The 21078-nt window shown below is 70.7% G+C and carries 18 protein-coding genes; 5 read left to right on the top strand and 13 right to left on the bottom strand.

The window, feature by feature from the left end; genetic code table 11:
- Positions 1-161: 161 nt before the first annotated feature.
- Complete coding sequence (locus ACFYZA_RS18185; protein WP_382599987.1) at positions 162-1289, top strand: glycosyltransferase family 39 protein; 1128 nt, start codon at positions 162-164, stop codon at positions 1287-1289.
- 13 nt (positions 1290-1302) lie between these two features.
- On the opposite strand, the gene ACFYZA_RS18190 is transcribed toward ACFYZA_RS18185, so the two are convergent.
- Both ACFYZA_RS18190 and clpB read right to left on the bottom strand, forming a co-directional pair.
- On the bottom strand, positions 1303-1845 hold the full coding sequence (locus tag ACFYZA_RS18190; RefSeq protein WP_100573750.1) for a YbjN domain-containing protein: 543 nt from the start codon (positions 1843-1845) through the stop codon (positions 1303-1305).
- A gap of 121 nt (positions 1846-1966) precedes the next feature.
- Entirely contained in the window at positions 1967-4558 is a 2592-nt protein-coding gene (gene clpB / locus ACFYZA_RS18195; RefSeq protein WP_382599969.1) for an ATP-dependent chaperone ClpB, read from the bottom strand.
- Positions 4559-4699: 141 nt separating this feature from the next.
- Between clpB and ACFYZA_RS18200 the strand changes: the two genes are divergently transcribed.
- A complete protein-coding gene (locus ACFYZA_RS18200) occupies positions 4700-5113 on the top strand; it encodes a pyridoxamine 5'-phosphate oxidase family protein (protein WP_382599967.1) in 414 nt (137 codons plus the stop codon).
- A 118-nt stretch (positions 5114-5231) separates the two neighbouring features.
- Here the strand turns inward: ACFYZA_RS18200 and ACFYZA_RS18205 are convergent, their stop codons facing one another.
- Positions 5232-5564, bottom strand: coding sequence for a (2Fe-2S)-binding protein (locus ACFYZA_RS18205; RefSeq protein ID WP_100573747.1), 333 nt, complete (start codon positions 5562-5564; stop codon positions 5232-5234).
- A gap of 340 nt (positions 5565-5904) precedes the next feature.
- Between ACFYZA_RS18205 and ACFYZA_RS18210 the strand changes: the two genes are divergently transcribed.
- Positions 5905-6882 carry a helix-turn-helix transcriptional regulator gene (locus ACFYZA_RS18210; RefSeq protein ID WP_382599965.1) on the top strand — a complete coding sequence of 326 codons (978 nt, stop codon included), beginning with the start codon at positions 5905-5907 and terminating at the stop codon, positions 6880-6882.
- A 5-nt stretch (positions 6883-6887) separates the two neighbouring features.
- Here ACFYZA_RS18210 and ACFYZA_RS18215 read toward each other — a convergent pair whose 3' ends face one another.
- The 9 genes from ACFYZA_RS18215 to ACFYZA_RS18255 form a co-directional block, all read right to left on the bottom strand.
- Positions 6888-7718, bottom strand: coding sequence for a LuxR C-terminal-related transcriptional regulator (locus ACFYZA_RS18215; RefSeq protein WP_382599963.1), 831 nt, complete (start codon positions 7716-7718; stop codon positions 6888-6890).
- A 115-nt stretch (positions 7719-7833) separates the two neighbouring features.
- Positions 7834-8808, bottom strand: coding sequence for a LuxR C-terminal-related transcriptional regulator (locus ACFYZA_RS18220; protein ID WP_382599961.1), 975 nt, complete (start codon positions 8806-8808; stop codon positions 7834-7836).
- A 148-nt stretch (positions 8809-8956) separates the two neighbouring features.
- Complete coding sequence (locus tag ACFYZA_RS18225; protein WP_382599959.1) at positions 8957-9424, bottom strand: heat shock protein transcriptional repressor HspR; 468 nt, start codon at positions 9422-9424, stop codon at positions 8957-8959.
- A gap of 1 nt (position 9425) precedes the next feature.
- Entirely contained in the window at positions 9426-10613 is a 1188-nt protein-coding gene (gene dnaJ / locus ACFYZA_RS18230) for a molecular chaperone DnaJ (RefSeq protein ID WP_382599957.1), read from the bottom strand.
- A gap of 45 nt (positions 10614-10658) precedes the next feature.
- Positions 10659-11297 carry a nucleotide exchange factor GrpE gene (grpE, locus tag ACFYZA_RS18235; RefSeq protein ID WP_382599955.1) on the bottom strand — a complete coding sequence of 213 codons (639 nt, stop codon included), beginning with the start codon at positions 11295-11297 and terminating at the stop codon, positions 10659-10661.
- The gene (dnaK, locus tag ACFYZA_RS18240; RefSeq protein ID WP_267058851.1) at positions 11297-13150 is read right to left on the bottom strand and encodes a molecular chaperone DnaK; all 1854 of its coding nucleotides are present in this window, start codon (positions 13148-13150) and stop codon (positions 11297-11299) included. Before dnaK ends, grpE begins: the two co-directional genes overlap by 1 nt.
- A 204-nt stretch (positions 13151-13354) precedes the next feature.
- Positions 13355-14128, bottom strand: coding sequence for an FkbM family methyltransferase (locus ACFYZA_RS18245; protein WP_382599952.1), 774 nt, complete (start codon positions 14126-14128; stop codon positions 13355-13357).
- Positions 14129-14205: 77 nt separating this feature from the next.
- Complete coding sequence (locus tag ACFYZA_RS18250) at positions 14206-15243, bottom strand: MraY family glycosyltransferase (RefSeq protein ID WP_382599950.1); 1038 nt, start codon at positions 15241-15243, stop codon at positions 14206-14208.
- Between the two features lie 12 nt (positions 15244-15255).
- Positions 15256-16113 (bottom strand): NAD-dependent epimerase/dehydratase family protein, encoded by an 858-nt coding sequence (locus tag ACFYZA_RS18255; RefSeq protein ID WP_388491480.1) that lies wholly within the window; start codon positions 16111-16113, stop codon positions 15256-15258.
- A gap of 250 nt (positions 16114-16363) precedes the next feature.
- Between ACFYZA_RS18255 and ACFYZA_RS18260 the strand changes: the two genes are divergently transcribed.
- A complete protein-coding gene (locus tag ACFYZA_RS18260) occupies positions 16364-18655 on the top strand; it encodes a (Fe-S)-binding protein (protein ID WP_388491483.1) in 2292 nt (763 codons plus the stop codon).
- Between the two features lie 82 nt (positions 18656-18737).
- Here the strand turns inward: ACFYZA_RS18260 and ACFYZA_RS18265 are convergent, their stop codons facing one another.
- Positions 18738-19808 carry a hypothetical protein gene (locus ACFYZA_RS18265; protein ID WP_388491486.1) on the bottom strand — a complete coding sequence of 357 codons (1071 nt, stop codon included), beginning with the start codon at positions 19806-19808 and terminating at the stop codon, positions 18738-18740.
- A gap of 287 nt (positions 19809-20095) precedes the next feature.
- Between ACFYZA_RS18265 and ACFYZA_RS18270 the strand changes: the two genes are divergently transcribed.
- Positions 20096-21052: a YIP1 family protein gene (locus ACFYZA_RS18270; protein WP_382599942.1), complete on the top strand. Its 957-nt coding sequence runs from the start codon at positions 20096-20098 to the stop codon at positions 21050-21052.
- Positions 21053-21078: the final 26 nt, after the last annotated feature.

A 21078-nucleotide genomic window follows, 5' to 3' on the forward strand; every position in this document is an offset into this window, starting at 1 on the left:
GTACGCACCGCCGGGCGGGCGGAGTTCCACCCGGCCGGAGGCGTAGCGGTCGCGGGATGCGGGATCCGCGCCGATGGTCGGTCTGACCGACCACGCGCGCCCGGAGGTGCCCCCTGTCCGCCGAGATCACCGCGCACGCCCGTTTCCGCCGGGCGGGCGGCATCACGAGCGCCCCGCACTGGGCCGTCCTGCGCCGGGCGGCCCCCGCGCTCGGCCTGTTCGCCGCGGCGCGCCTGACCGGACTCCTGGTGTTCGCGGCCGCCGCCTGGCACCGGGGCCGGTCGCCCCGGGCCCGGCTCGCCACCGCCTGGGACGCCGACTGGTACACCCGGATCGCCGCCCACGGATACGGCCGCACCCTGTTCTGGCCGGACGGCTCGGTCCAGAGCGACCTGGCGTTCTTCCCGTTCTACCCGGGCCTGATCCGCGCCGTGACCACCGTCCTGCCGGTGACCGGCGGCACCGCCGGGCTGCTCCTGTCGTGGACGGCGGCGGCCGCGGCGGCCTGCGCGATCTACCTGATCGGCGAGCGCCTGTACGGCCGCCCCGTCGGCACCCTCCTGGTGCTGCTCTGGGGACTGCTCCCGCACGCGGTCGTCCTGACGATGGCGTACACCGAGCCGGTGATGACGGCGCTCGCGGCCTGGTCGCTCTGGGCGGTCCTGGAGCGCCGCTGGCTGTGGGCGGGCTCGCTCGCGCTGCTCGCCGGGCTCTCCCGGCCCAACGCGGTCGCCGTGGTCGCCGCGGTCCTGGTGGCCGCCGCCCTGGAGATCCGGCGCGGCGAGAACCGCTCCTGGCGGCCCTGGGCGGGGGCGCTGCTCGCGCCGCTCGGCTGGTGCGGCTACGTCCTGTGGGTGGGGGTGCGCGAGGGCGACCCGCTCCGCGGCTACTTCGCGGTGCAGGCGGGCTGGACGTCCCGCTTCGACTTCGGCGCGGGCACGCTGCGGTTCGTGAAGCGGCTCGCGGCCGTCCCGTTCGACCTGGGCTTTCCGATGGCGGCCCTGCTCACCGCGGTCATGGTCCTGCTCTTCGTGCTGTTCGCGCTCGACCGGCCGTCGCTGCCGCTGCTCGTCTACACGGGGGTGCTCGTCCTGATCACGGTCGGCGGGGCCGGCTACTTCGAGTCGAAGCCGCGCTTCCTGCTGCCCGCCTTCCCGCTGCTGATCCCGCCGGCGCTCGCACTGACGAAAGCCCGGCCCCGGGCGGCGGTCGTGGTGACCGTCGCCCTGGCCGGGCTCTCGTTCTGCTACGGGGCCTATCTGCTGACGCAGGTCTCCATGGCGCTGTGACGCGGGGAACGCGTCACTCGGAGTCCGGGGCGCCGGACTCCTCGCCCTCGTCGCCGTCGACGTCCTTCTCCAGGCCGAGCTGCTCCAGGAGCCACTTGTCGAACTCGATGGAGGCGCGCACCCAGCTGACCGTGGAGGACACGAAGTGCTCCAGGGCGACACCGGTGCCGATCAGCATCTGCGCCTCACCGATGAGACGGACGGTGCCGTCGTCGTGGGTGTGCGTGTAGACCTTGGGCCACAGGGTGCGGCGGTTCCAGTCGTCGATCGACTCCAGGATCTGGACCTTGTCGTCGATGCTGTGCGGCCGGTCGTAGAACGTCCGCACCGAGAAGACCTGCTGGTCGTCGTCGCCGCGGAACATGAAGTACGTACGGAAATCCTCCCAGGGCGCGGCGAGGTCGCCCTCGTCGTCCACGACGTACTTGAGCTCCATCTGGTCCAGGAGCTGCTTCACCAGGTCCTGGTCGGGCACGACGGGCCCGGTCGGCGCGCCGCCGGGCTGCGGGCCCTGCTGAGCCCCGAAATTCGGAATCGAGGACGGGTCGATGCTCATCGTGAATCTTCCTTCGTACGGTTCCGGTCATCCTCCCCCATGCCGGGGCAGGGCTGGCAACCCCCGACCCCGGGTATCCGCTGCGGGCTGACCGAATCGGGGTCGGGTGGCGCGATCGGCGCTATTTCGCGGCCCCCACGATGAGCCCCTCCCCGAATCGGTCGACCCGAACCGTGTCGCCGTCGCGGACTTCGCCGGCCAGGATCTCCTTGGCGAGCCGGTCGCCGATGGCGGTCTGGATCAGGCGGCGCAGCGGGCGCGCGCCGTAGGCCGGGTCGTTGCCCTCGTCGGCGAGCCAGGCCAGGGCCTCGGGGGTGACCTCCAGGGTGAGCCGGCGGTCGGCGAGACGCTTGGCGAGCCGTTCGATCTGGAGCCCCGCGATGTGGGACAGCTCGTCCTTGGTGAGCGCCGAGAAGACCACCAGGTCGTCGAGGCGGTTGAGGAACTCCGGCTTGAAGGAGGCCCGCACCACGTCCAGGACCTGCTGCTTCTTCACCTCCTCGCTGGTCGAGGGCTCGACCAGGTACTGGCTGCCCAGGTTCGAGGTGAGGATCAGGATGGTGTTGCGGAAGTCGACCGTGCGGCCCTGGCCGTCGGTCAGTCGCCCGTCGTCGAGGACCTGGAGCAGGATGTCGAAGACCTCGGGGTGGGCCTTCTCGACCTCGTCGAGGAGCACCACGGAGTACGGGCGGCGGCGGACGGCCTCGGTGAGCTGGCCGCCCTCCTCGTAGCCGACGTAGCCGGGAGGCGCGCCGACCAGGCGGGCCACCGAGTGCTTCTCGCTGTACTCCGACATGTCGATGCGGACCATGGCCCGCTCGTCGTCGAAGAGGAAGTCGGCGAGGGCCTTGGCCAGCTCGGTCTTGCCCACGCCCGTCGGGCCGAGGAAGAGGAACGAGCCGGTCGGCCGGTCGGGGTCGGCGATGCCGGCCCGGGTGCGGCGCACCGCGTCCGAGACGGCGCGCACGGCCTCGGACTGGCCGATGAGGCGCTTGCCCAGCTCGTCCTCCATGCGAAGGAGCTTCTGCGTCTCGCCCTCCAGGAGGCGTCCGGCGGGGATGCCGGTCCAGGCGCCGACCACGTCCGCGATGTCGTCGGGGCCCACCTCCTCCTTGACCATGGTGTCCTTGGACTTCTCCTGCTCGGCCTCCTCCTCGGCAGCCTCCTCCAACTCCCGCTCCAGGCCCGGGATTTCGCCGTACAGGAGCTTGGAGGCGGTGTCGAAGTCGCCGTCGCGCTGGGCGCGTTCGGCCTGGCCGCGCAGGTCGTCGAGCTTCTCCTTCAGCTCACCGACCCGGTTGAGGCCCTGCTTCTCCTTCTCCCAGCGGGCGTTGAGGCCGCGCAGCTCCTCCTCCTTGTCGGCGAGGTCCTTGCGCAGCTTGTCCAGGCGCTGGAGCGAACCGGCGTCGGTCTCGTTCTTGAGCGCCAGCTCCTCCATGCGCAACCGGTCGACGGAGCGCTGGAGTTCGTCGATCTCGACCGGCGAGGAGTCGATCTCCATGCGCAGGCGCGAGGCGGCCTCGTCGACGAGGTCGATGGCCTTGTCCGGCAGGAAGCGCGAGGTGATGTACCGGTCGGAGAGGGTCGCGGCGGCGACGAGCGCGCTGTCCGCGATCTGCACCTTGTGGTGCGCCTCGTAACGGCCCTTGAGCCCGCGCAGGATCGCGATGGTGTCCTCGACGGACGGCTCGGCGACCAGGACCTGCTGGAAGCGGCGCTCCAGGGCCGGGTCCTTCTCGATCCGCTCGCGGTACTCGTCGAGCGTGGTCGCGCCGACCATGCGCAGCTCGCCGCGCGCCAGCATCGGCTTGAGCATGTTGCCCGCGTCCATCGCCGAGTCGCCGCCGGCGCCCGCGCCGACGACGGTGTGCAGCTCGTCGATGAACGTGATGATCTGGCCGTCGCTCTCCTTGATCTCGGAGAGGACGGTCTTGAGGCGCTCCTCGAACTCGCCGCGGTACTTCGCGCCCGCGACCATCGCGCCGAGGTCGAGCGAGACCAGCTTCTTGTTCTTCAGCGACTCCGGTACGTCGCCCTTCACGATGCGCTGGGCGAGGCCCTCGACGACGGCGGTCTTGCCGACGCCGGGCTCGCCGATGAGCACCGGGTTGTTCTTGGTGCGCCGGGACAGCACCTGGACGACCCGGCGGATCTCCTGGTCCCGGCCGATGACCGGGTCGAGCTTGCCCTCGCGTGCGGCCGCCGTGAAGTCCGTACCGAACTTCTCCAACGCCTTGTACTGACCCTCCGGGTCGGGTGTGGTCACCCGGCGCCCTCCCCTGCTCGTCTCGAACGCGGCAAGGAGCTTCTTCGCGCTCGCCCCCTGCTCGGAGAGGATCTCACCGGCCTGCCCGCCCTTGGCGGCGAGGGCGATGAGGAGGTGCTCGGTGGACAGGTACTCGTCACCGAGTTCCTTGGCCCGCTGCGCCGCGTCGGCGATGACGGCGAGCAGTTCGCGGTTGGGCTGCGGCGGGGAGACGGTGGAGCCGGTCACGCTGGGCAGCGCGGCCAGGAGCCGCTCGGCGCCGGAGCGCACGGCGGCCTGGTCGGCCTCCACCGCGGCCAGCAGATCGACGATGTTCTCGTTGTCCTCGCCCTCCAGGAGCGCGAGCAGCAGATGCGCGGGGGTCAGATCCGGGTGGCCCCCGGCGACGGCCCGGCTGCTTGCGGCGTTGATCGCGTCCCGGCTCTTGTTGGTCAGCTCGGCATCCACGTGCGTTCGCTCCTCCTCGTCGTACGTCGGTTCATGGCGGGCACTTCCTATGACCCTTCCAACGTACACAAAGTTGAGCCCATTCCGCTCAAGGTGGAGAAAGGAATGCGGGCAGGGTGGGCTGCGCTAGGTTTCTGGGCCATGGCTCATGACGTACACAGGCCCGACAGCGCCTATCTCAGCTTCTGGCGCGAGCGCCACATCTGCACCTTGACGACGTCGCGGCCGGACGGCTCGCCGCACGTGGTGCCGGTGGGGGCGACCTACGACCCGGAGGCGGGTCTGGCCCGGATCATCACCGGCGGGGGCAGCCGAAAAGTGGCCAACATCCGGGCGGCCGCCGAGGCGGACCCGAAGGGCGCGCGGGTCGCGCTCTGCCAGCTGGAGGGCAGGCGCTGGGCGACCCTCGAAGGGCGTGCGTTCGTGCGCACCGAGCCCGAGCTGATCGCGGACGCGGAGGCGCGCTACACCGAGCGCTATCAGCGCGTCCCGAGGGAGAACCCGCAGCGGGTGCTGATCGAGATCAGGCTGACCCGGGCGATGGGCAACGTCTGAGACCGCGCCGGGAGCCGGACGTTCTCGGGCAGCACAGCGGCGCCACCGTGTTCAGGTCCACGATGGCGCCGCTGTGTGGGGGAAGCACCTGCGCGATGTACAACGACGGGGGATCGCGTCAGGCACTGCGGGGGGTGGCGGTGGATGAATCGGGCTGTGTCTCCGACTCGAAAAGCTGGTGGTCACGTTGGTCGAGATTCACGAAGACCATGCCGTACCGGACCACACAGCGAATGGGCTGCGGTGCCCCGCGCGGCCGGCGCAGGCAACGGTAGGCACGTACGTCTTCGTCGTCCTCACGGGCGATCAGGATCGGCTCACCGAGCAGGGTGACCATCAACGAATCGCCACGGAACGGAACTGCTGTGGCGAGGTCGATGAAATGCCACCCCGAGCGGTAGGCCGTGGCCATTTCGCGCCGGAAGGTGCGGTCATCGGGCGGGAAGCTCATGCGACAGCACCCGCAGGAGCGGACTCCCAGGAGATGTCTCCGTTGATGGCCGCGCCCTTGGGTGCGATCTCCCAGCTGATGTCCGAGGCGGTCGTGACTCCGGACTTCGCGGGGTGGGTCTCCCAAGAGATGTCCCCAGGCGCCGAGAGAGCGCAGAGAGCAGCCGCCACAACGGCTGTCGTGCTTAGTGCTCGAACCATCCTGCTCATGGCCGATCTCCACCTCTTTTGATCATTACCTCCCCCCGCGGATACGACGATGGCCCACTCCGACCACTTGCACCAGCGCAGCCAGGCATCATGTTCCTGTAATTCAAAAGGATGAGGGGGGTGCAACTAGGTTGAAACAGGGGCATATAGGACACGATCACGGCCCAATTGATCTGTGCGAGACAGGAGCGGCGCTGTACGCCCTTGCCCTGCGTACCGGCGGGATTACCCGCTCAGAGGCCGATTCCGCCCCATGTCTGGTCGATCTGACCCTGCTGCGCCCCGATCCCGACGACGCCCAGCTGCTGCGGCCGGTTCCGCCCACCGTGGTGCTCAACCTGCTGACCCAGCCGCTGGAACGCGAGATCCAGGAGCGCCGCAAGCTCTCCGTCGCCCTCGCCAACACCTTCGAGCCGTTCATGTCGATCGCGACGCCCTCGCTGAGCGGCACCCACGCGATCACGGTCCTCGAAGGCCTGGAACTGATCAACGCGACGCTCGACCGCGTGATCGACGAGTGCAGCGAGGAACTGCTCGTCATCCAGCCCGGCAGCGGCCGCCGGCCCGAGACCTTCGAGGCGGCGCTGCGCCGCATCGAACCGCTGGTCGCCCGCGGCGTCCAGATGCGCACCCTCTACCAGCACACCGCCCGCCACCACAGCGCCACCATCGGCTACGTGGAACGGATCGCTCCGTACGGTCTGGAGGTGCGCACCCTGGAAGAGATCATCGACCGGCTCATCATCATGGACCGCAAGGTCGCCTTCATCCCCGCGCGCAGCGACCGCCAAGTCGCCCTGGAACTGCGGCACGAGGGCCTCGTGCAGTACCTGGTCGGCGTCTTCGACCAGTTCTGGCAGTACGCCGTCCCCTGGGACGACGAGGTGCCCTACCACCTGGAGACGACCGGTATCACCGGCGTCCAGCGCTCCATCGCCAAGCTCCTGGTGGAGGGCCATGTCGACGAGGCCATAGCGCGCCGGCTCGGCATGAACGTCCGCACCTGCCGCGCGCACATCGCCAAGCTCGCCGCGGCCCTCGGCAGCGGCAGCCGGGCCCAGCTCGGCTTCCTCATCGCCCAGTCCGGCATCCTGGACCAGGACGCCTGAGGCGCTCACGCCGGGCCGCCGAGACCGGCCCGGGCGATGCGCACGCCGAGCTGGGCGCGGCTGCTGCTGCCCAGCGCCTCGGCGAGGCGGCCGATGTGGTGGCGGCAGGTGCGCACACTGATGCCCAGCCGCTGGGCGACGACCGCGTCCTGGTGGCCCTCCGCGAGCAGCGCCGCGATGACCCGCTCCCGGTGCGTGATCCCCGCGATGCCGGTCGCCGCAGGGACGGGCTCGGACAGCGGGACCGCCCGGTTCCACAGGCACTCGAAGTAGGTCACCAGATGCCCGACGAGCGCGGGCTGGCGCAGTTCGAGGGCGCTGGTGCGCTCCGGGTTGGCGGGCAGGAACGCCACCGTGCGGTCGAAGACCATCATCCGGTCGATGACCTCGTCCAGGGTGCGCACCTCGGCGCCGTCGCCGAGCCGCTCCAGATAGCCGCCGAGGGCCGGCCCGTACCGGGCCACGTGGGTGTACAGGGTGCGCATCCGGGCGCCCCGGGCCACCAGCGCCGGGTCCCGCGTCGAGGCGTGCGCCAGGATGCTCGGCGAGCGGATCCCGTCGGGCTGCACGGTCAGCATCTCGGTGGCGCAGGCGGCGGAAGCCGCGGCGATGGCCCCGTCGATCGCGTCGAAGCCGTCGAGCACGCGGACCGCCGGGCCGGGCCGGGGGGCGCCCGTGGCGATCGAGGCGTACCGCTCGAAGGCGTCGGCCACCGCGCCCGCGCGGCGGCGCGTATCGGCGAGGGCGTCGTGGATGCCGCGCACGAGCAGGGCCACGGCCGCGGCGTCCACCACGCCGCCGTCCGGCCCCGCGTCCCCGTGAGTCGAGCTGTTCATACTGCCCACCACGATGCATCGGGAGCCGCTCGGCCACCACCATCATGTTGCTGCACTGCATCAACTGGAGGCGGAATAAAGGCCGACATGTCCGCATGACGGCTGTACCAGTGGATCAGCGGGGGTGCGCGTCGAGGCCCGACTGGGCGATGCGGACGCCGAGTTGGGTGCGGCTGCTGCTGCCCAGCGCCTCGGCGAGGCGGCTGATGTGGTGGCGGCAGGTGCGCACACTGATGCCCAGCCGCTGGGCGACGACCGCGTCCTGGTGGCCCTCCGCGAGCAGCGCCGCGATGACCCGCTCCCGGTGCGTGATCCCCGCGATGCCGGTCGCCGCGGGCACCGCGTCGCTCAGCGGCACCGCGAGCCGCCACAGCCGCTCGAAGACGGTCGCGAGGTACTCGACGAGCGCCGGGTGGCGCAGTTCCAGCGCGCTGGTGTCGTCCGCGGCGGCCGGGATGATCGCGACCGTACGGTCGAAGAGCAGCAGGCGGTCGGTGACCTCGTCCAGGGTGCGGACCTCCACCGCCCGGCCCTCCAACTGGTGCAGATAGTCGCCGAGTCCGGGGCCGTAGCGGGCCACGTGCGTGTAGAGGGTGCGGATGCGCACCCCCCGGTCCAGCATGTCCACGGCGCGGGGCAGCGCCTGCGACAGGATGTGCTCGGGCCGGATGCCGCGCGGCTGGATGGTGAGCGACTCGGTGGTGCAGCCGGCTATCGCGTCGTCGATGGCCGCGTTGATGCGGGGGATGCCGTCCAGGACCCGGATGGCCTCGCCGCCGGCCGACGCCGGTGCGTCGAGGGCGGCGAAGCGCTCGAATGCCGCCGCCACCACGCCCGTTCGGGCCTGGCTCGCCGCGATGTCCTCGTGGACGCCGCGCAGCAGCCGGGCCATCACCGCCTGCGGCGAGGTGGGAAGCAGCCAGTCGAGGGCGGCCGGGTCGGGGTGCAGCAGGCCCAGGTCGATCAGGCAGGTGGCCTCGCGCGCGTCCTGGCGCGCGATGCGCCCGGCCCGCAGCGCGTCCGCGTACGCCCGTTCCGCGGGCGGGCACAGCCGGTCCGCGCCATGCGGATGCGCCACCTGCTCAGACATGCTCTCCCCCGCCTCCCTGCGACCGAGATCGATGACCCTATCCCCATCGGGTTGCCGGTTCACGGCGGCACGGCAACACGAAAGGCCCGCCGCCCCGGAACGGGACGGCGGGCCTGTGAGGCGCTGGGAGGAGCGGGACCCAACAGGGCTACTCCGACGCCCTCTTGGGCCGCCAGACGACCAGCGCGCTGGCCTGCTGGACGTCCTGGTACGGGACCAGGTCCCGCCGGTAGGAGGCGTGCACCTGGGCCTCGCGCTGCTGCATGGCGACGGCCGCGCCCTCGACCGCGGAGGACAGCTCCGCGACCCGGGCCTGGAGCGCCGCCACCTGGTTCTCCAGCTCGATGATGCGCTTGATGCCCGCCAGGTTGATGCCCTCGGTCTGCGACAACTCCTGCACGGTACGCAGCAGTTCGATGTCGCGGGCCGAGTAGCGCCGGCCGCGCCCGGCCGTGCGGTCGGGCGAGACCAGGCCGAGGCGGTCGTACTGCCGCAGGGTCTGCGGATGCAGACCGGAGAGCTGGGCCGCCACCGAGATGACGTACACCGGCGTCTCGTCGTTCAACTCGTACGCGCGGCCGCCGAATTGGGGCTGCCGGCGCTGGCGGGGATCCATGTCATGCTCCCTTCGCGGCCTGGAACAGTTCTGCCCGCGGGTCCTCGCCCGCGGTCGCCTCGCGGTAGGTCTCCAAGGCCTCGCGGGCCTTGTCGTCCAGCTCCTTCGGCACGGTCACCTCGACCGTGACGAGCAGGTCGCCCCGGGTGCCGTCCTTGCGGACCGCGCCCTTGCCGCGGGCCCGCATCGTACGGCCGTTGGGGGTGCCCGCGGGCAGTTTCAGGGTGACCGGCGGACCGCTGAGCGTGGGCACCTTGACCTCGGCGCCGAGGGCCGCCTCCGTGAAGGTGACCGGGACCGTGACCGTGAGGTTGTCGTCCTTGCGGCCGAACACCGGGTGCGCGTCGACGTGCACCACGACGTACAAGTCGCCTGCGGGGCCGCCCCGTTCGCCCGGCGCGCCCTTGCCGCGCAGGCGGATGCGCTGGTTGTTGCTGACGCCGGCCGGGATGCGGACCTGCATGGTGCGCGAGGAGCGCGCCCGGCCGCTGCCCTTGCAGACGTCGCAGGGGTTCTCGGCGATCAGGCCGCGGCCCTTGCAGTCCACGCACGGGTCGGTCAGCGAGAAGCCGCCGCCCGAGCCGCGCGAGACCTGGCCGGTGCCGACACAGGTCGGGCACACGCGGGGCGTGCCGTTCTTGTCGCCGGTGCCCGAACAGGCCTTGCAGGGGGCCTGGCTGGACAGCCGGATCGGGACCGTGGCCCCGTCGACCGCCTCGGTGAAGCTGAGCGTCACCTCGGACTCCAGGTCCTGGCCCCGGCGCGGCTGGGTGCGCTGACCCGTGCCCGCGCCGCCCCGGTTGAACAGGCCGCCGAACACGTCGCCGAGCCCGCCGCCGAAGCCGCCGGCGCCCGCGCCCTGGCCGCCAGGCTGCTGCCCGCCGAACAGGTCGCCCAGGTCGAAGTTGAAGCTGCCCCCGCCGGCACCCGGACCGGCCCGGAAGCCGCCGTTGCCGAACAGGGCGCGCGCCTCGTCGTACTCCTTGCGCTTCTTGGGGTCACCGAGGATGTCGTTGGCCTCGGAGATCTCCTTGAAGCGCTCCTCCGCCTTGGTGTCGCCCTTGTTGGCGTCGGGGTGGTTCTCGCGCGCGAGCTTGCGGTACGCCTTCTTGATCTCGGCGTCCGTGGCGTCCTTGGGGACGCCGAGAACCTTGTAGTAGTCCTTCTCGACGAAGTCCTTCGTGTTCATCGACGTCCCTCCTCCCGGACGATCACGGCTTTCATGACCGCTGCGTCAGCCCTTGTCGGGGCCACCGCTCTCCTCGTCGCTCGTCTTCTCTTCCTTGGCCGCCGCGCCCGGCTGGGGCTCGGCCACCGCGACCCGCGCGGGGCGGATCGTACGCTCGCCGATCCGGTAGCCCGGCTGCAGGATCGCCACGCAGGTCGTCTCGGTGACGTCCGGCGCGTAGCTGTGCATCAGGGCCTCGTGGACCATCGGGTCGAAGGGCTCGCCCTCCTTGCCGAACTGCTGGAGGCCCATCTTGGCGGCGACCGTCTCGAGAGACTCGGCCACCGACTTGAAGCCGCCGGTCAGTTCGCCGTGTTCACGGGCCCTGCCGATGTCGTCGAGCGTGGGCAGCAGCTCGGTCAGGAGGCCGGCGACGGCGATCTCCTTGACCGTGACGCGGTCCCGCTCCACGCGACGGCGGTAGTTCTGATACTCGGCCTGGAGGCGCTGGAGGTCCGTGGTGCGCTCGGTGAGCGCCGTCTGGGCCTGGTCCAGCTGGGCCTGCAGGGCGATGTCCTTGGCCGCGTCCCCGGCCGGGGCCGCCTTCTCCTCCTCGGAGGAGTCGGCGGCCTTCGGCTCGGCGTCTTCCGATGCGCCGGAGGGGACGTCGGGCTTCTCCTCGAAGCCCGGGGTCTCCTCCGTCATCAGGCGGCGCCGCCCTTCGGCTTCTCGTCGTCGACGATCTCGGCGTCGACCACGTCGTCGTCACCGGCCGGGTGGGCCTGCTCGGCGCCCTCACCGGCACCGGCGGCGCCCTGAGCGGCCTGGGCGTCGGCGTACATGGCCTGGCCCAGCTTCTGCGAGACGGCGGCGACCTTCTCGGTGGCGGTGCGGATCTCGGCCGAGTCCTCGCCCTTGAGCTTTTCCTTCAGCTCGGCGACGGCGGCCTCGACCTCGGTCTTGACCTCGCCCGGGACCTTGTCCTCGTTGTCCTTGAGGAACTTCTCGGTCTGGTAGACGAGCTGCTCGCCCTGGTTGCGGCTCTCGGCGGCCTCGCGGCGGCGGTGGTCCTCCTCCGCGTACTGCTCGGCCTCCTCACGCATGCGGTTGACCTCGTCCTTCGGCAGCGAGGAGCCGCCGGTGACGGTCATCTTCTGCTCCTTGCCCGTGCCGAGGTCCTTCGCGGTCACGTGCATGATGCCGTTGGCGTCGATGTCGAAGGCGACCTCGATCTGCGGGACACCGCGCGGGGCCGGCGGCAGACCGGTCAGCTCGAACATCCCGAGCTTCTTGTTGTACGCCGCGATCTCGCGCTCGCCCTGGTAGACCTGGATCTGCACGGACGGCTGGTTGTCCTCGGCCGTCGTGAAGATCTCGGACCGCTTGGTCGGGATCGTGGTGTTGCGCTCGATGAGCTTGGTCATGATCCCTCCCTTGGTCTCGATGCCGAGGGACAGCGGGGTGACGTCGAGGAGCAGGACGTCCTTGACCTCGCCCTTGAGGACACCGGCCTGGAGGGCGGCGCCGATGGCGACGACCTCGTCCGGGTTGACGCCCTTGTTGGCCTCGTTGCCGCCGGTCAGCTCCTTGACGAGCTCGGCGACGGCCGGCATGCGGGTGGAACCGCCGACGAGAACGACGTGGTCGATCTCGGACAGGTTGATGCCCGCGTCCTTGATGACGTTGTGGAACGGCGTCTTGCAGCGCTCCAGGAGGTCGGACGTCAGCTGCTGGAACTGGGCGCGCGTGAGCTTCTCGTCCAGGTGCAGCGGGCCCTCGGCGGACGCCGTGATGTAGGGCAGGTTGATCGAGGTCTCGGTGGACGAGGACAGCTCGATCTTGGCCTTCTCGGCGGCCTCGCGGAGGCGCTGGAGGGCCATCTTGTCCTTGGACAGGTCCACGCCGTGACCGGACTGGAACTGCTTCACCAGGTAGTCGACGACGCGCTGGTCCCAGTCGTCACCACCGAGGTGGTTGTCACCGTTGGTGGCCTTCACCTCGACGACGCCGTCGCCGATCTCCAGGAGGGACACGTCGAAGGTGCCGCCACCGAGGTCGAAGACGAGGATCGTCTGGTCGTCCTTGTCGAGGCCGTAGGCGAGAGCGGCGGCCGTCGGCTCGTTGACGATGCGCAGGACGTTGAGGCCCGCGATCTCGCCGGCCTCCTTCGTCGCCTGGCGCTCGGAGTCGTTGAAGTACGCCGGCACGGTGATGACCGCGTCGGTGACCTTCTCGCCGAGGTAGGCCTCCGCGTCGCGCTTCAGCTTCTGCAGGATGAAGGCGCTCATCTGCTGCGGGTTGAAGCTCTTGCCGTCGAGCTCGATCTTCCAGTCGGTGCCCATGTGGCGCTTGACCGACCGGATGGTCCTGTCGACGTTGGTGACCGCCTGGCGCTTGGCGACCTCGCCGACCAGCACCTCGCCGTTCTTCGCGAAGGCGACGACGGACGGCGTGGTCCTGGCGCCCTCTGCGTTGGTGATGACGGTGGGCTCGCCGCCTTCAAGAACGCTGACGACGGAGTTAGTCGTGCCCAGGTCGATGCCGACCGCACGTGCCATTTCGATTCCTCCAACTGACTACTTGAGTGGATCTGGCTCAAGGATGCATGACCGTCCCCGCCGCGTCAACAGAGCTGAGTGCAGCCGACTCAAGTTTTATCCTGCGCTTATCCGCAACAGAAGACATAAGCGCAGCTCAGGCGTGGTGTCCAGACGTGATCGCGCCACGTTGGAGTACGTCTCACCACGCCCCGGACGACGCTCTCACACCACCGCCGCGACCTGCGCGGGCACCTGCTCGCCGGGTACGGGCCCGTCCTCGCGCAGCAGCACCAGGTCGCACTGGAGCAGCCGCCCGTCGCGGGGATCGGTGAAGCCGGGCTCGATCGACATCAGGGTCAGGCCGAGCCCGTCCCGGGCCCGCGCGAGGAGATCGTCGAAGAGCTCGCCGCCCTCGAAGAGCGGCACGAGCGGCGCCCCGATCCGCACCCCGCAGATCTCGTCCGCGAACTGCCCTGCCCCGTCCAGGACTTGGGCCTCGTACCCCTGCACGTCTAGCTTGACGAAGACCCGCTCGCCGGGCGCGGTGACCTGCTCCCACAGCTCGTCGAGGCGCCGCGTCTCGACGATCACGTCGCCGGTGGACGCGGCGCGCGGGGCGGCCGCGCGGTGCCGGGGCAGCATCCTGAGCAGGGAGCTCGCGGGGCCGAAGTCGCCGGAGATGGTGAGGGTGGCGGTGCCGGAGCGGTCGCCGAGCGCGTACGGCAGCACGCTCCAGCTGTCGTCGAGGGCCGCTCGGTGGCGCAGTTCGGCGCGGGGCTGGCGCAGCGGCTCGAAGGAGACGATGCGGCCCCGGTAGCCGGCCTCGCGCAGCCGGGCGGCGAAGTCGCCCCGGTGCGCGCCGACGTCGAGGACCAGGTCGATCTCGTACCGGGCGAGCAGCCGGACCAGTGCGTGGCCGCCGGGGCGGTGGCGGACGACGTCGAGGCCGAGGCGGCGCAGCGCCTGGTGCAGGCGGCGCGGGAGGGTGGTCGTCACGGGCGTGCTGCTCCCTGCTGGAGGCGGGTTGCCGCGGATGGCGGGTTGCTGGCGGGACGGACGGCTCGCGGCGGGGCTCAGCCCCGGCCCCGGGCCAGGTCGACGGGGGTGCTCGCGGTCTGCGGGGCGCGGGCGCGGGGGGTGCGGCGGCGCGAGGCGGGCCCGTACACCGGGACCCGGAGCAGCGGCACGACCGCGGCCGGCACGAGCAGCGCGAGCGGCAGCGCCACCACCGGGTCGATGCGCCCGTCGTGGATCTGGAGCCCGACGAGCGTGGCGGCGAGCGACGCGACGCCGAGCACGACGGCCGAGCCCTGCGTGGTGAGGCCGAGCTTCCGCAGCCGGTGGGCGATGTGGTCGCCGCCGCCGCGCAGCAGCGGGCGGCCCGCGCGGCGGCGTGAGACCAGGACGAGCACGGTGTCGGTCAGCACCAGGAGGGTGAGCGCGAAGAGTTCGGCGGTGGTGCGCGCGCCCGGCGCCCCGGTGTGCACGGTGACCGCGGACGAGGCGAGCAGGAAGCCGGTGAACAGCGAGCCGCAGTCGCCGAGATGGATGCGGGCCGGGTGCCAGTTGTGCAGCAGGAAGCCGGTGAGGGCGGCGGCGAGCACGCTCAGGAGCAGCCCGTGTCCGGGGCGGCCCTCGGCGATGGCGCACACCGCGAGGCCGAGCGCGGTGACCGCGGCGACCGCGCCCATCGCGCCGTCGGAGTTGTCCAGGAGCTGGAAGGCGTGGGTGACGAACACGATCCACAGGACCGCGAGCGCGCCCGCCCCCGGCGAGAGCCCGGCCAGCGTGACGACGACGGTGGCGGCGGCCGCCTCCGCCACGAGACGGACCCTGAGGCCCAGCGGCCGCAGGTCGCCGAGCAGGCCGAGCAGCGCGACCGCCCCGGCCGCGGCGAGCAACGGGGCGACGCCCGGGCCGAGTTCGGCGACGCCGAGCAGCGGCCCCGCGCAGGCCACGCCGAGCGTGGCGAGCGCGACGGCGATGCCGCCGAGGTGCGGGGTGGTGTCGCCGCTCTTGCGGCCGAACCGCAGCATCAGGGTGCGGACCAGGGCGGCGAGGAGTGCGGTCAGTACGAGGGCCGCCGTCGCGGCCGTGAGCCCGTGCAGCATGTCGGCCGCCCCTCAGCCGAGGTGCTGCCCGGCCGGCGAAGCGGCGGGCGCTCGGAGGCCGGGCAGGACGACGGGGGCTTCGCCGCGGGCCCGGGCGATGGCCGCGTCGAGGATCTCGTCGAGGCCGCGGGCGGGCCGCCAGCCGGTCAGTTCGCGCAGCCGCGTCGCGTCGAGGGGCCGGGCCGCGGCCTTGGCGTGGATGCCGTGCGGGACGCGGTCGACGACGTACGGGAAGTGCCGCACGAGCGAGGCGGAGCCGCTGCGGTCCAGGGTGCGTGCGGCGAGGTCCAGGACGGCGATCTCCTCGTCGGCCGCGATGTCGAACTCGGCGCCGGCGGCGCCCGGGTGGGCCAGCAGCGCGAGCAGCGCCTCGACCGCGTCGGCGACGTCGAGGAAGCGGCAGGTGCGGGCCCCGTCGCCGTGCACCGCGAGCGGCTCACCGGCGACCGCGCGGCGCACCAGCCGGGTGAGCAGGGTGGCGTGCACGGGCGACTGGCGCGGCCCGACGGTGTCGCCGTGGCGTACGACGGTGGCGCCCGAGGCCGACTCGCCGCGGCCGTCCGCCGCCGCGGTCAGGAGCCGGGCGCCGTGGCGCAGGGCGGTCGCGCCGATGGCGCCGGTGACGGGCGCGAGGTGGACCACGGTGTCGCAGCGCGCCACGAGTTCGTCGGCCAGGCGCTCGTCGAGGACCGAGCCACGCACGAAGCGCAGCCGCGGATCGGACCAGGCGGCGGCGAGGTTGGCGCGGGCGCCGGTGGACAGGTCGTCGAGCACGAGCACGGTGTGGCCCTGGCCGAGCAGCGCATCGGCCAGGTGCGAGCCGATGAATCCGGCACCACCGGTGACGAGGTACGTGGCGGGAGCTGGCATGGGGACGCCCATTCGGTTCGATCGTCGTGGCCGACAACAAGTTAGTTTGTTATGTCCCCATATGTGGTGAATAACACGATGGATATCCGGCGCCGACCAAGGGCACGCTGAGCGACACAGATCACCGCCTGCGCGGCTACAGTGCGGCCATAGAAGTGGGTACGCTCAGGTGGACTGGATAAGTTACTGCTTAGTAATCCGTTCGAGCCCGTCCCCCGTACCCCACCTCGCAGGCCCGAGGAGCCCCCTCATGCAACTCGCCGCGATCATCGTGTCGCTGGTCCTAATCGCGGTCGGCGTAGCGCTGTTCGGCCGTGCCGTCGTGCAGATCTACCGCTTCGTGCGGCTCGGCCAGAACGTCCCGGCAGGCACCCGCACGAACGATCCCACGCAGCGCACGATCACCGTGGCTAAGGAGTTCCTCGGCCACACGCGCATGAACAAGTGGGGCATCGTCGGCTTCGCACACTGGTTCGTGGCCGTGGGCTTCTTCTCGCTGCTCCTGACGATCGTCAACGCGATCGGCCAGCTCTTCAAGGCCGACTGGATCCTGCCGGTCATCGGCGAATGGCCGCCGTACAACGTGTTCGTCGAGTTCCTCGGGACGATGACGACGCTCGGCATCCTGACGCTCATCGTCATCCGGCAGCTGAACCGGCCGGGACGGCCGGGCCGCAAGTCCCGGTTCGCGGGCTCGAACACCGGCCAGGCGTACTTCGTCGAGGCCGTCATCCTCATCGTCGGCATCTGCATCTTCACGCTGCACGCGCTCGAAGGCGCCCAGCACCACGTGGACGGCTACGAGGCCTCGTTCTTCGTCTCGTACCCGGTGGTCGCCTGGTTCCGCGGCATGGACCTCTCCACGCTGCAGAACCTCACGTACTTCTTCGCCGGCCTGAAGATCGCGACGTCCTTCATCTGGATGATCACCGTCGCGCTCAAGACCGACATGGGCGTGGCCTGGCACCGCTTCCTGGCCTTCCCCAACATCTTCTTCAAGCGCGAGTCCGAGGGCGGCGTCGCGCTCGGCGCGCTCCAGCCGATGGCCTCGAACGGCGAGCTCGTCGACTTCGAGGACCCGGGCGAGGACGACGTCTACGGCGTCTCGCAGATCGAGCACTTCTCCTGGAAGGGCATCCTCGACTTCTCCACCTGCACCGAGTGCGGCCGCTGCCAGTCGCAGTGCCCCGCCTGGAACACGGGCAAGCCGCTCTCGCCCAAGCTCCTGATCATGTCCCTGCGCGACCACGCGCACGCCAAGGCCCCGTACCTGCTGGCCGGCGGCGGCAAGGACATGGAAGGCAACGAGAAGGCGACCGAGGAGCAGCTGGCGAACGTCCCGGCGGCCGCCCTCGCCGAGGCCGAGCGCCCCCTGATCGGCACCCTCGAAGAGAACGGCGTCATCGACCCGGACGTCCTGTGGTCCTGCACCACCTGCGGCGCCTGCGTCGAGCAGTGCCCGGTCGACATCGAGCACATCGACCACATCGTCGACATGCGCCGCTACCAGGTGATGATCGAGTCCGCGTTCCCGTCCGAGGCGGGCACGATGCTCAAGAACCTGGAGAAGAAGGGCAACCCCTGGGGGCTCGCCAAGAAGCAGCGCGTCGAGTGGACCAAGGAGGTCGACTTCGAGGTCCCGATCGTCGGCAAGGACATCGAGGACCTCACCGAGGTCGACTACCTGTACTGGGTCGGCTGCGCGGGCGCCCTGGAGGACCGGGCCAAGAAGACCACCAAGGCCTTCGCTGAGCTCCTGCACATGGCGGGCGTCAAGTTCGCGATCATGGGCGGCGACGAGAAGTGCACCGGTGACTCGGCCCGCCGCCTCGGCAACGAGCCGCTGTTCCAGCAGCTCGGCCAGGAGAACGTGGCCATGCTGAACATGGCGTACGGCGAGGACGAAGAAGACGAGTCGACGAAGAAGCCGAAGTCCGCGAAGAAGATCGTCGCGACCTGCCCGCACTGCTTCAACACGATCGCGAACGAGTACCCGCAGCTGGGCGGCGAGTTCGAGGTCATCCACCACACGCAGCTGCTCCAGCACCTCATCGACGAGGGCAAGCTGGTCCCGGTCACCCCGGTGGACGGTCTGATCACCTACCACGACCCCTGCTACCTGGGCCGCCACAACAAGGTCTACACGCCCCCGCGCGAGATCATGTCGGCCGTCCCGGGCCTGCGCCAGCAGGAGATGCACCGCCACAAGGAGCGCGGCTTCTGCTGCGGCGCCGGTGGTGCGCGCATGTGGATGGAGGAGCGGATCGGCAAGCGCATCAACAACGAGCGCGTGGACGAGGCCCTGTCCCTCAACCCGGACATCGTCTCCACCGCCTGCCCGTTCTGCCTGGTCATGCTGACCGACTCGGTCAACGGCAAGAAGGCCGCATCCGAAAGCGGCTCCGCCACGGGCGTCAAGGCCAAGGAGACGCTCCAGGTCGTGGACGTGGCTCAGCTGCTCCTCGACTCGGTGAAGACCCCGGCCGACCCGGCGGGCGCCGCCGAGGCGGAGAGCGCCCCGGAGCCCGAGCCGGTCAAGTAGCCCCACCTGTCGGTACGCACACGGGAGCGGCCGGTTCTGCCCGAGGGCGGAGCCGGCCGCTTTCCGTTGTGCCCGGGGCGGATCAGCCCTGGTCGCCGCGGCGGCGCAGCATCGCGAAGCCGAGGCCCGCGGCACCCGCGGCGGCCAGGCCGCCACCGGCGGCGAGCATCGGGGTCTGGTCGGACGACCCGTTGGAGACGCCCTCGGCACCGGCCTTGACGCCGCCCTTCGGGACGACGCCGGCCGCCGTCCGGTCCGCGGTCTTCGGGTCGTGGTGCGGCCGCGTCTTCTTGTCGTCCTTCTGGACGGTGTACTTCTCGATCAGCTTGCCGCCGAAGTCGTAGACCCAGCTGTTTCCGCCGTTCTTGCCGTCGATGACGACGAACTTGTAGACACCCTTGCCGGCGTTGACGATCTTGTACGTCCAGCCGTCGTTGAGTGCCGACGGGTTCTTCAGGTCGATCGCGCCGAGGAACGAGCCGTTCGGCATGGAGATCTCGACGCGCGGGCCGTTGCCGGTCTTGATCAGCTTGGCGATCCGGCCGTCGGGCATCGTCATCTTCACGGCGGAGACGACGTCGGACTTCCTGTCGTCCTGCTTCCGCTCGTCCTTCTTGCGCTCGTCCCGCTTGTCGTCCTTCTTCTCGTCCTTCTTCTTGCCGCCATCGACCCAGGAGCTGAACGTGCCGTCCGGGTCCAGCACGACGTGCAGACCGTTGTTCTGCCCGACGGCCGATGCGCCCTTGGCGACGAGGGTGTCGAGCTTGCTGCCGTTGGCCCAGATCTCGGCCTCGTAGTGGTTCTGGCCGAGCTTGTAGACCTTGGCGACGGAGCCGTCGGCGAGCTTGACGGACTTCACGAAGGACCGGACGTCCTTCTGGGCGTCGTCCTTCTCGTCCCCCTTGCCGGCGTCGTCCTTCCTGGCGTCGCCCTTCTTCGACCCGTCGTCCGTCTTCGACCCGTCGTCCTTGCCCGGCAGCACGTCGGGCTTGGGGGTCTCGTCGCCCGGCTGACCGTGCGGCTGGGTCTGCGCGTCGGACGGGGACGGGGCGGCGGGCGAGTCGGCGAAGGCGGCACCGGCCGGGAGGGCGAGGGCGGCGATGGCGCCCGTGGCGATGGCGGCGGTGCGGATGGTACGGCGGGTGGCGCGCATGGGTGATCTTCCTCGCAACGTAGAAGCGTGAAGCTTGCCTGTTATGTCGTGTCTGTTGGCCTTTGTGGCGGTGACATCGACAAAGTTACGAGTGCCGTGTTTGGGTCATGCGTAGGCAATGTAACGGCTATCGCCAGCTTCGGGCGCAGCCGTGTAAATCGGGCGGGATTCAACCAAAACGCCCAGGATTCCCCGAGCCCCTAGGGGATGTCACAGCTCAGCCGCAAAGGCGTCCGGTTCCCGCCGCCCCCCGGTTGGGGCCCTCGCGGAACAGGTACGTTCGATTCGTGGCTGGATTCAGGATGGGACGCGGCGGCCGGGACAACAACCGCCCCCCGCGGCAACCGCAACAGCAAGGGCAGCAGCAGGCACCGGCACAGCAGTGGCCGGACGACCCGCAGCAGCCGCAGTACGGGCATGGGCAGGGGCACGCACAGCAGCGACCGCAGGGTTACGGGCAGGGACAGCCGCCGCAGTACGGGAACGGGCAGCCGCAGTACCGGCAGCCCTACCCGCAGCAGGACGAGCCGGAGTACTTCGGCGACCCGTACTACCAGGGCCAGGGCCAGCCGCAGGGCTACGCCCCCGCCCAGGATCCGTACGCGAACAACCCGGGCCACACCCAGGCGTTCAGCGTCGGCGAGGACCCGTACGGCGACGGCGCGACCTACCGCGCGGGCGCGGCCCCGGCCCCGCCGAGCGGCCCCCGGCTGCCGTGGAAGGAGCTCCTGTCCGGCATCGTGACGCGGCCGGGCCCGACCTTCTGGCAGATGCGGGACTACCCGGTGTGGGGCCCGGCGCTGATCATCACGTTCCTCTACGGAATGCTGGCGATCTTCGGCTTCGACCAGGCCCGCGAGGACGTCATCAGCACCACGCTTTCCAAGGCGGTCCCGGTGGTCCTCACCACCGGCGTCGTCTTCGTGATCGGCGGTCTGATCCTCGGCGCGGTGACCCACACGATGGCCCGCCAGCTCGGCGGCGACGGCGCGTGGCAGCCCACGGTCGGCCTCTCGATGCTGATCATGTCCCTGACGGACGCCCCGCGCCTGCTGCTCGCCCTGTTCCTGGGCGGCGACAACGGCGTGGTGCAGATCCTGGGCTGGGCGACCTGGCTCGCGGCCGGCGCCCTGTTCACGTCGATGGTGAGCAAGTCCCACGACCTGCCCTGGCCGAAGGCGCTCGGCGCCTCCGCGATCCAGCTGGTCGCCCTGCTCTCCCTGATCAAGCTGGGCACGATCTAGCGGTGGACACGCGGAAGGGCCCCGCC

It is taken from the genome of Streptomyces sp. NPDC001828 (assembly GCF_042892175.1).
Lineage (GTDB): Bacteria > Actinomycetota > Actinomycetes > Streptomycetales > Streptomycetaceae > Streptomyces.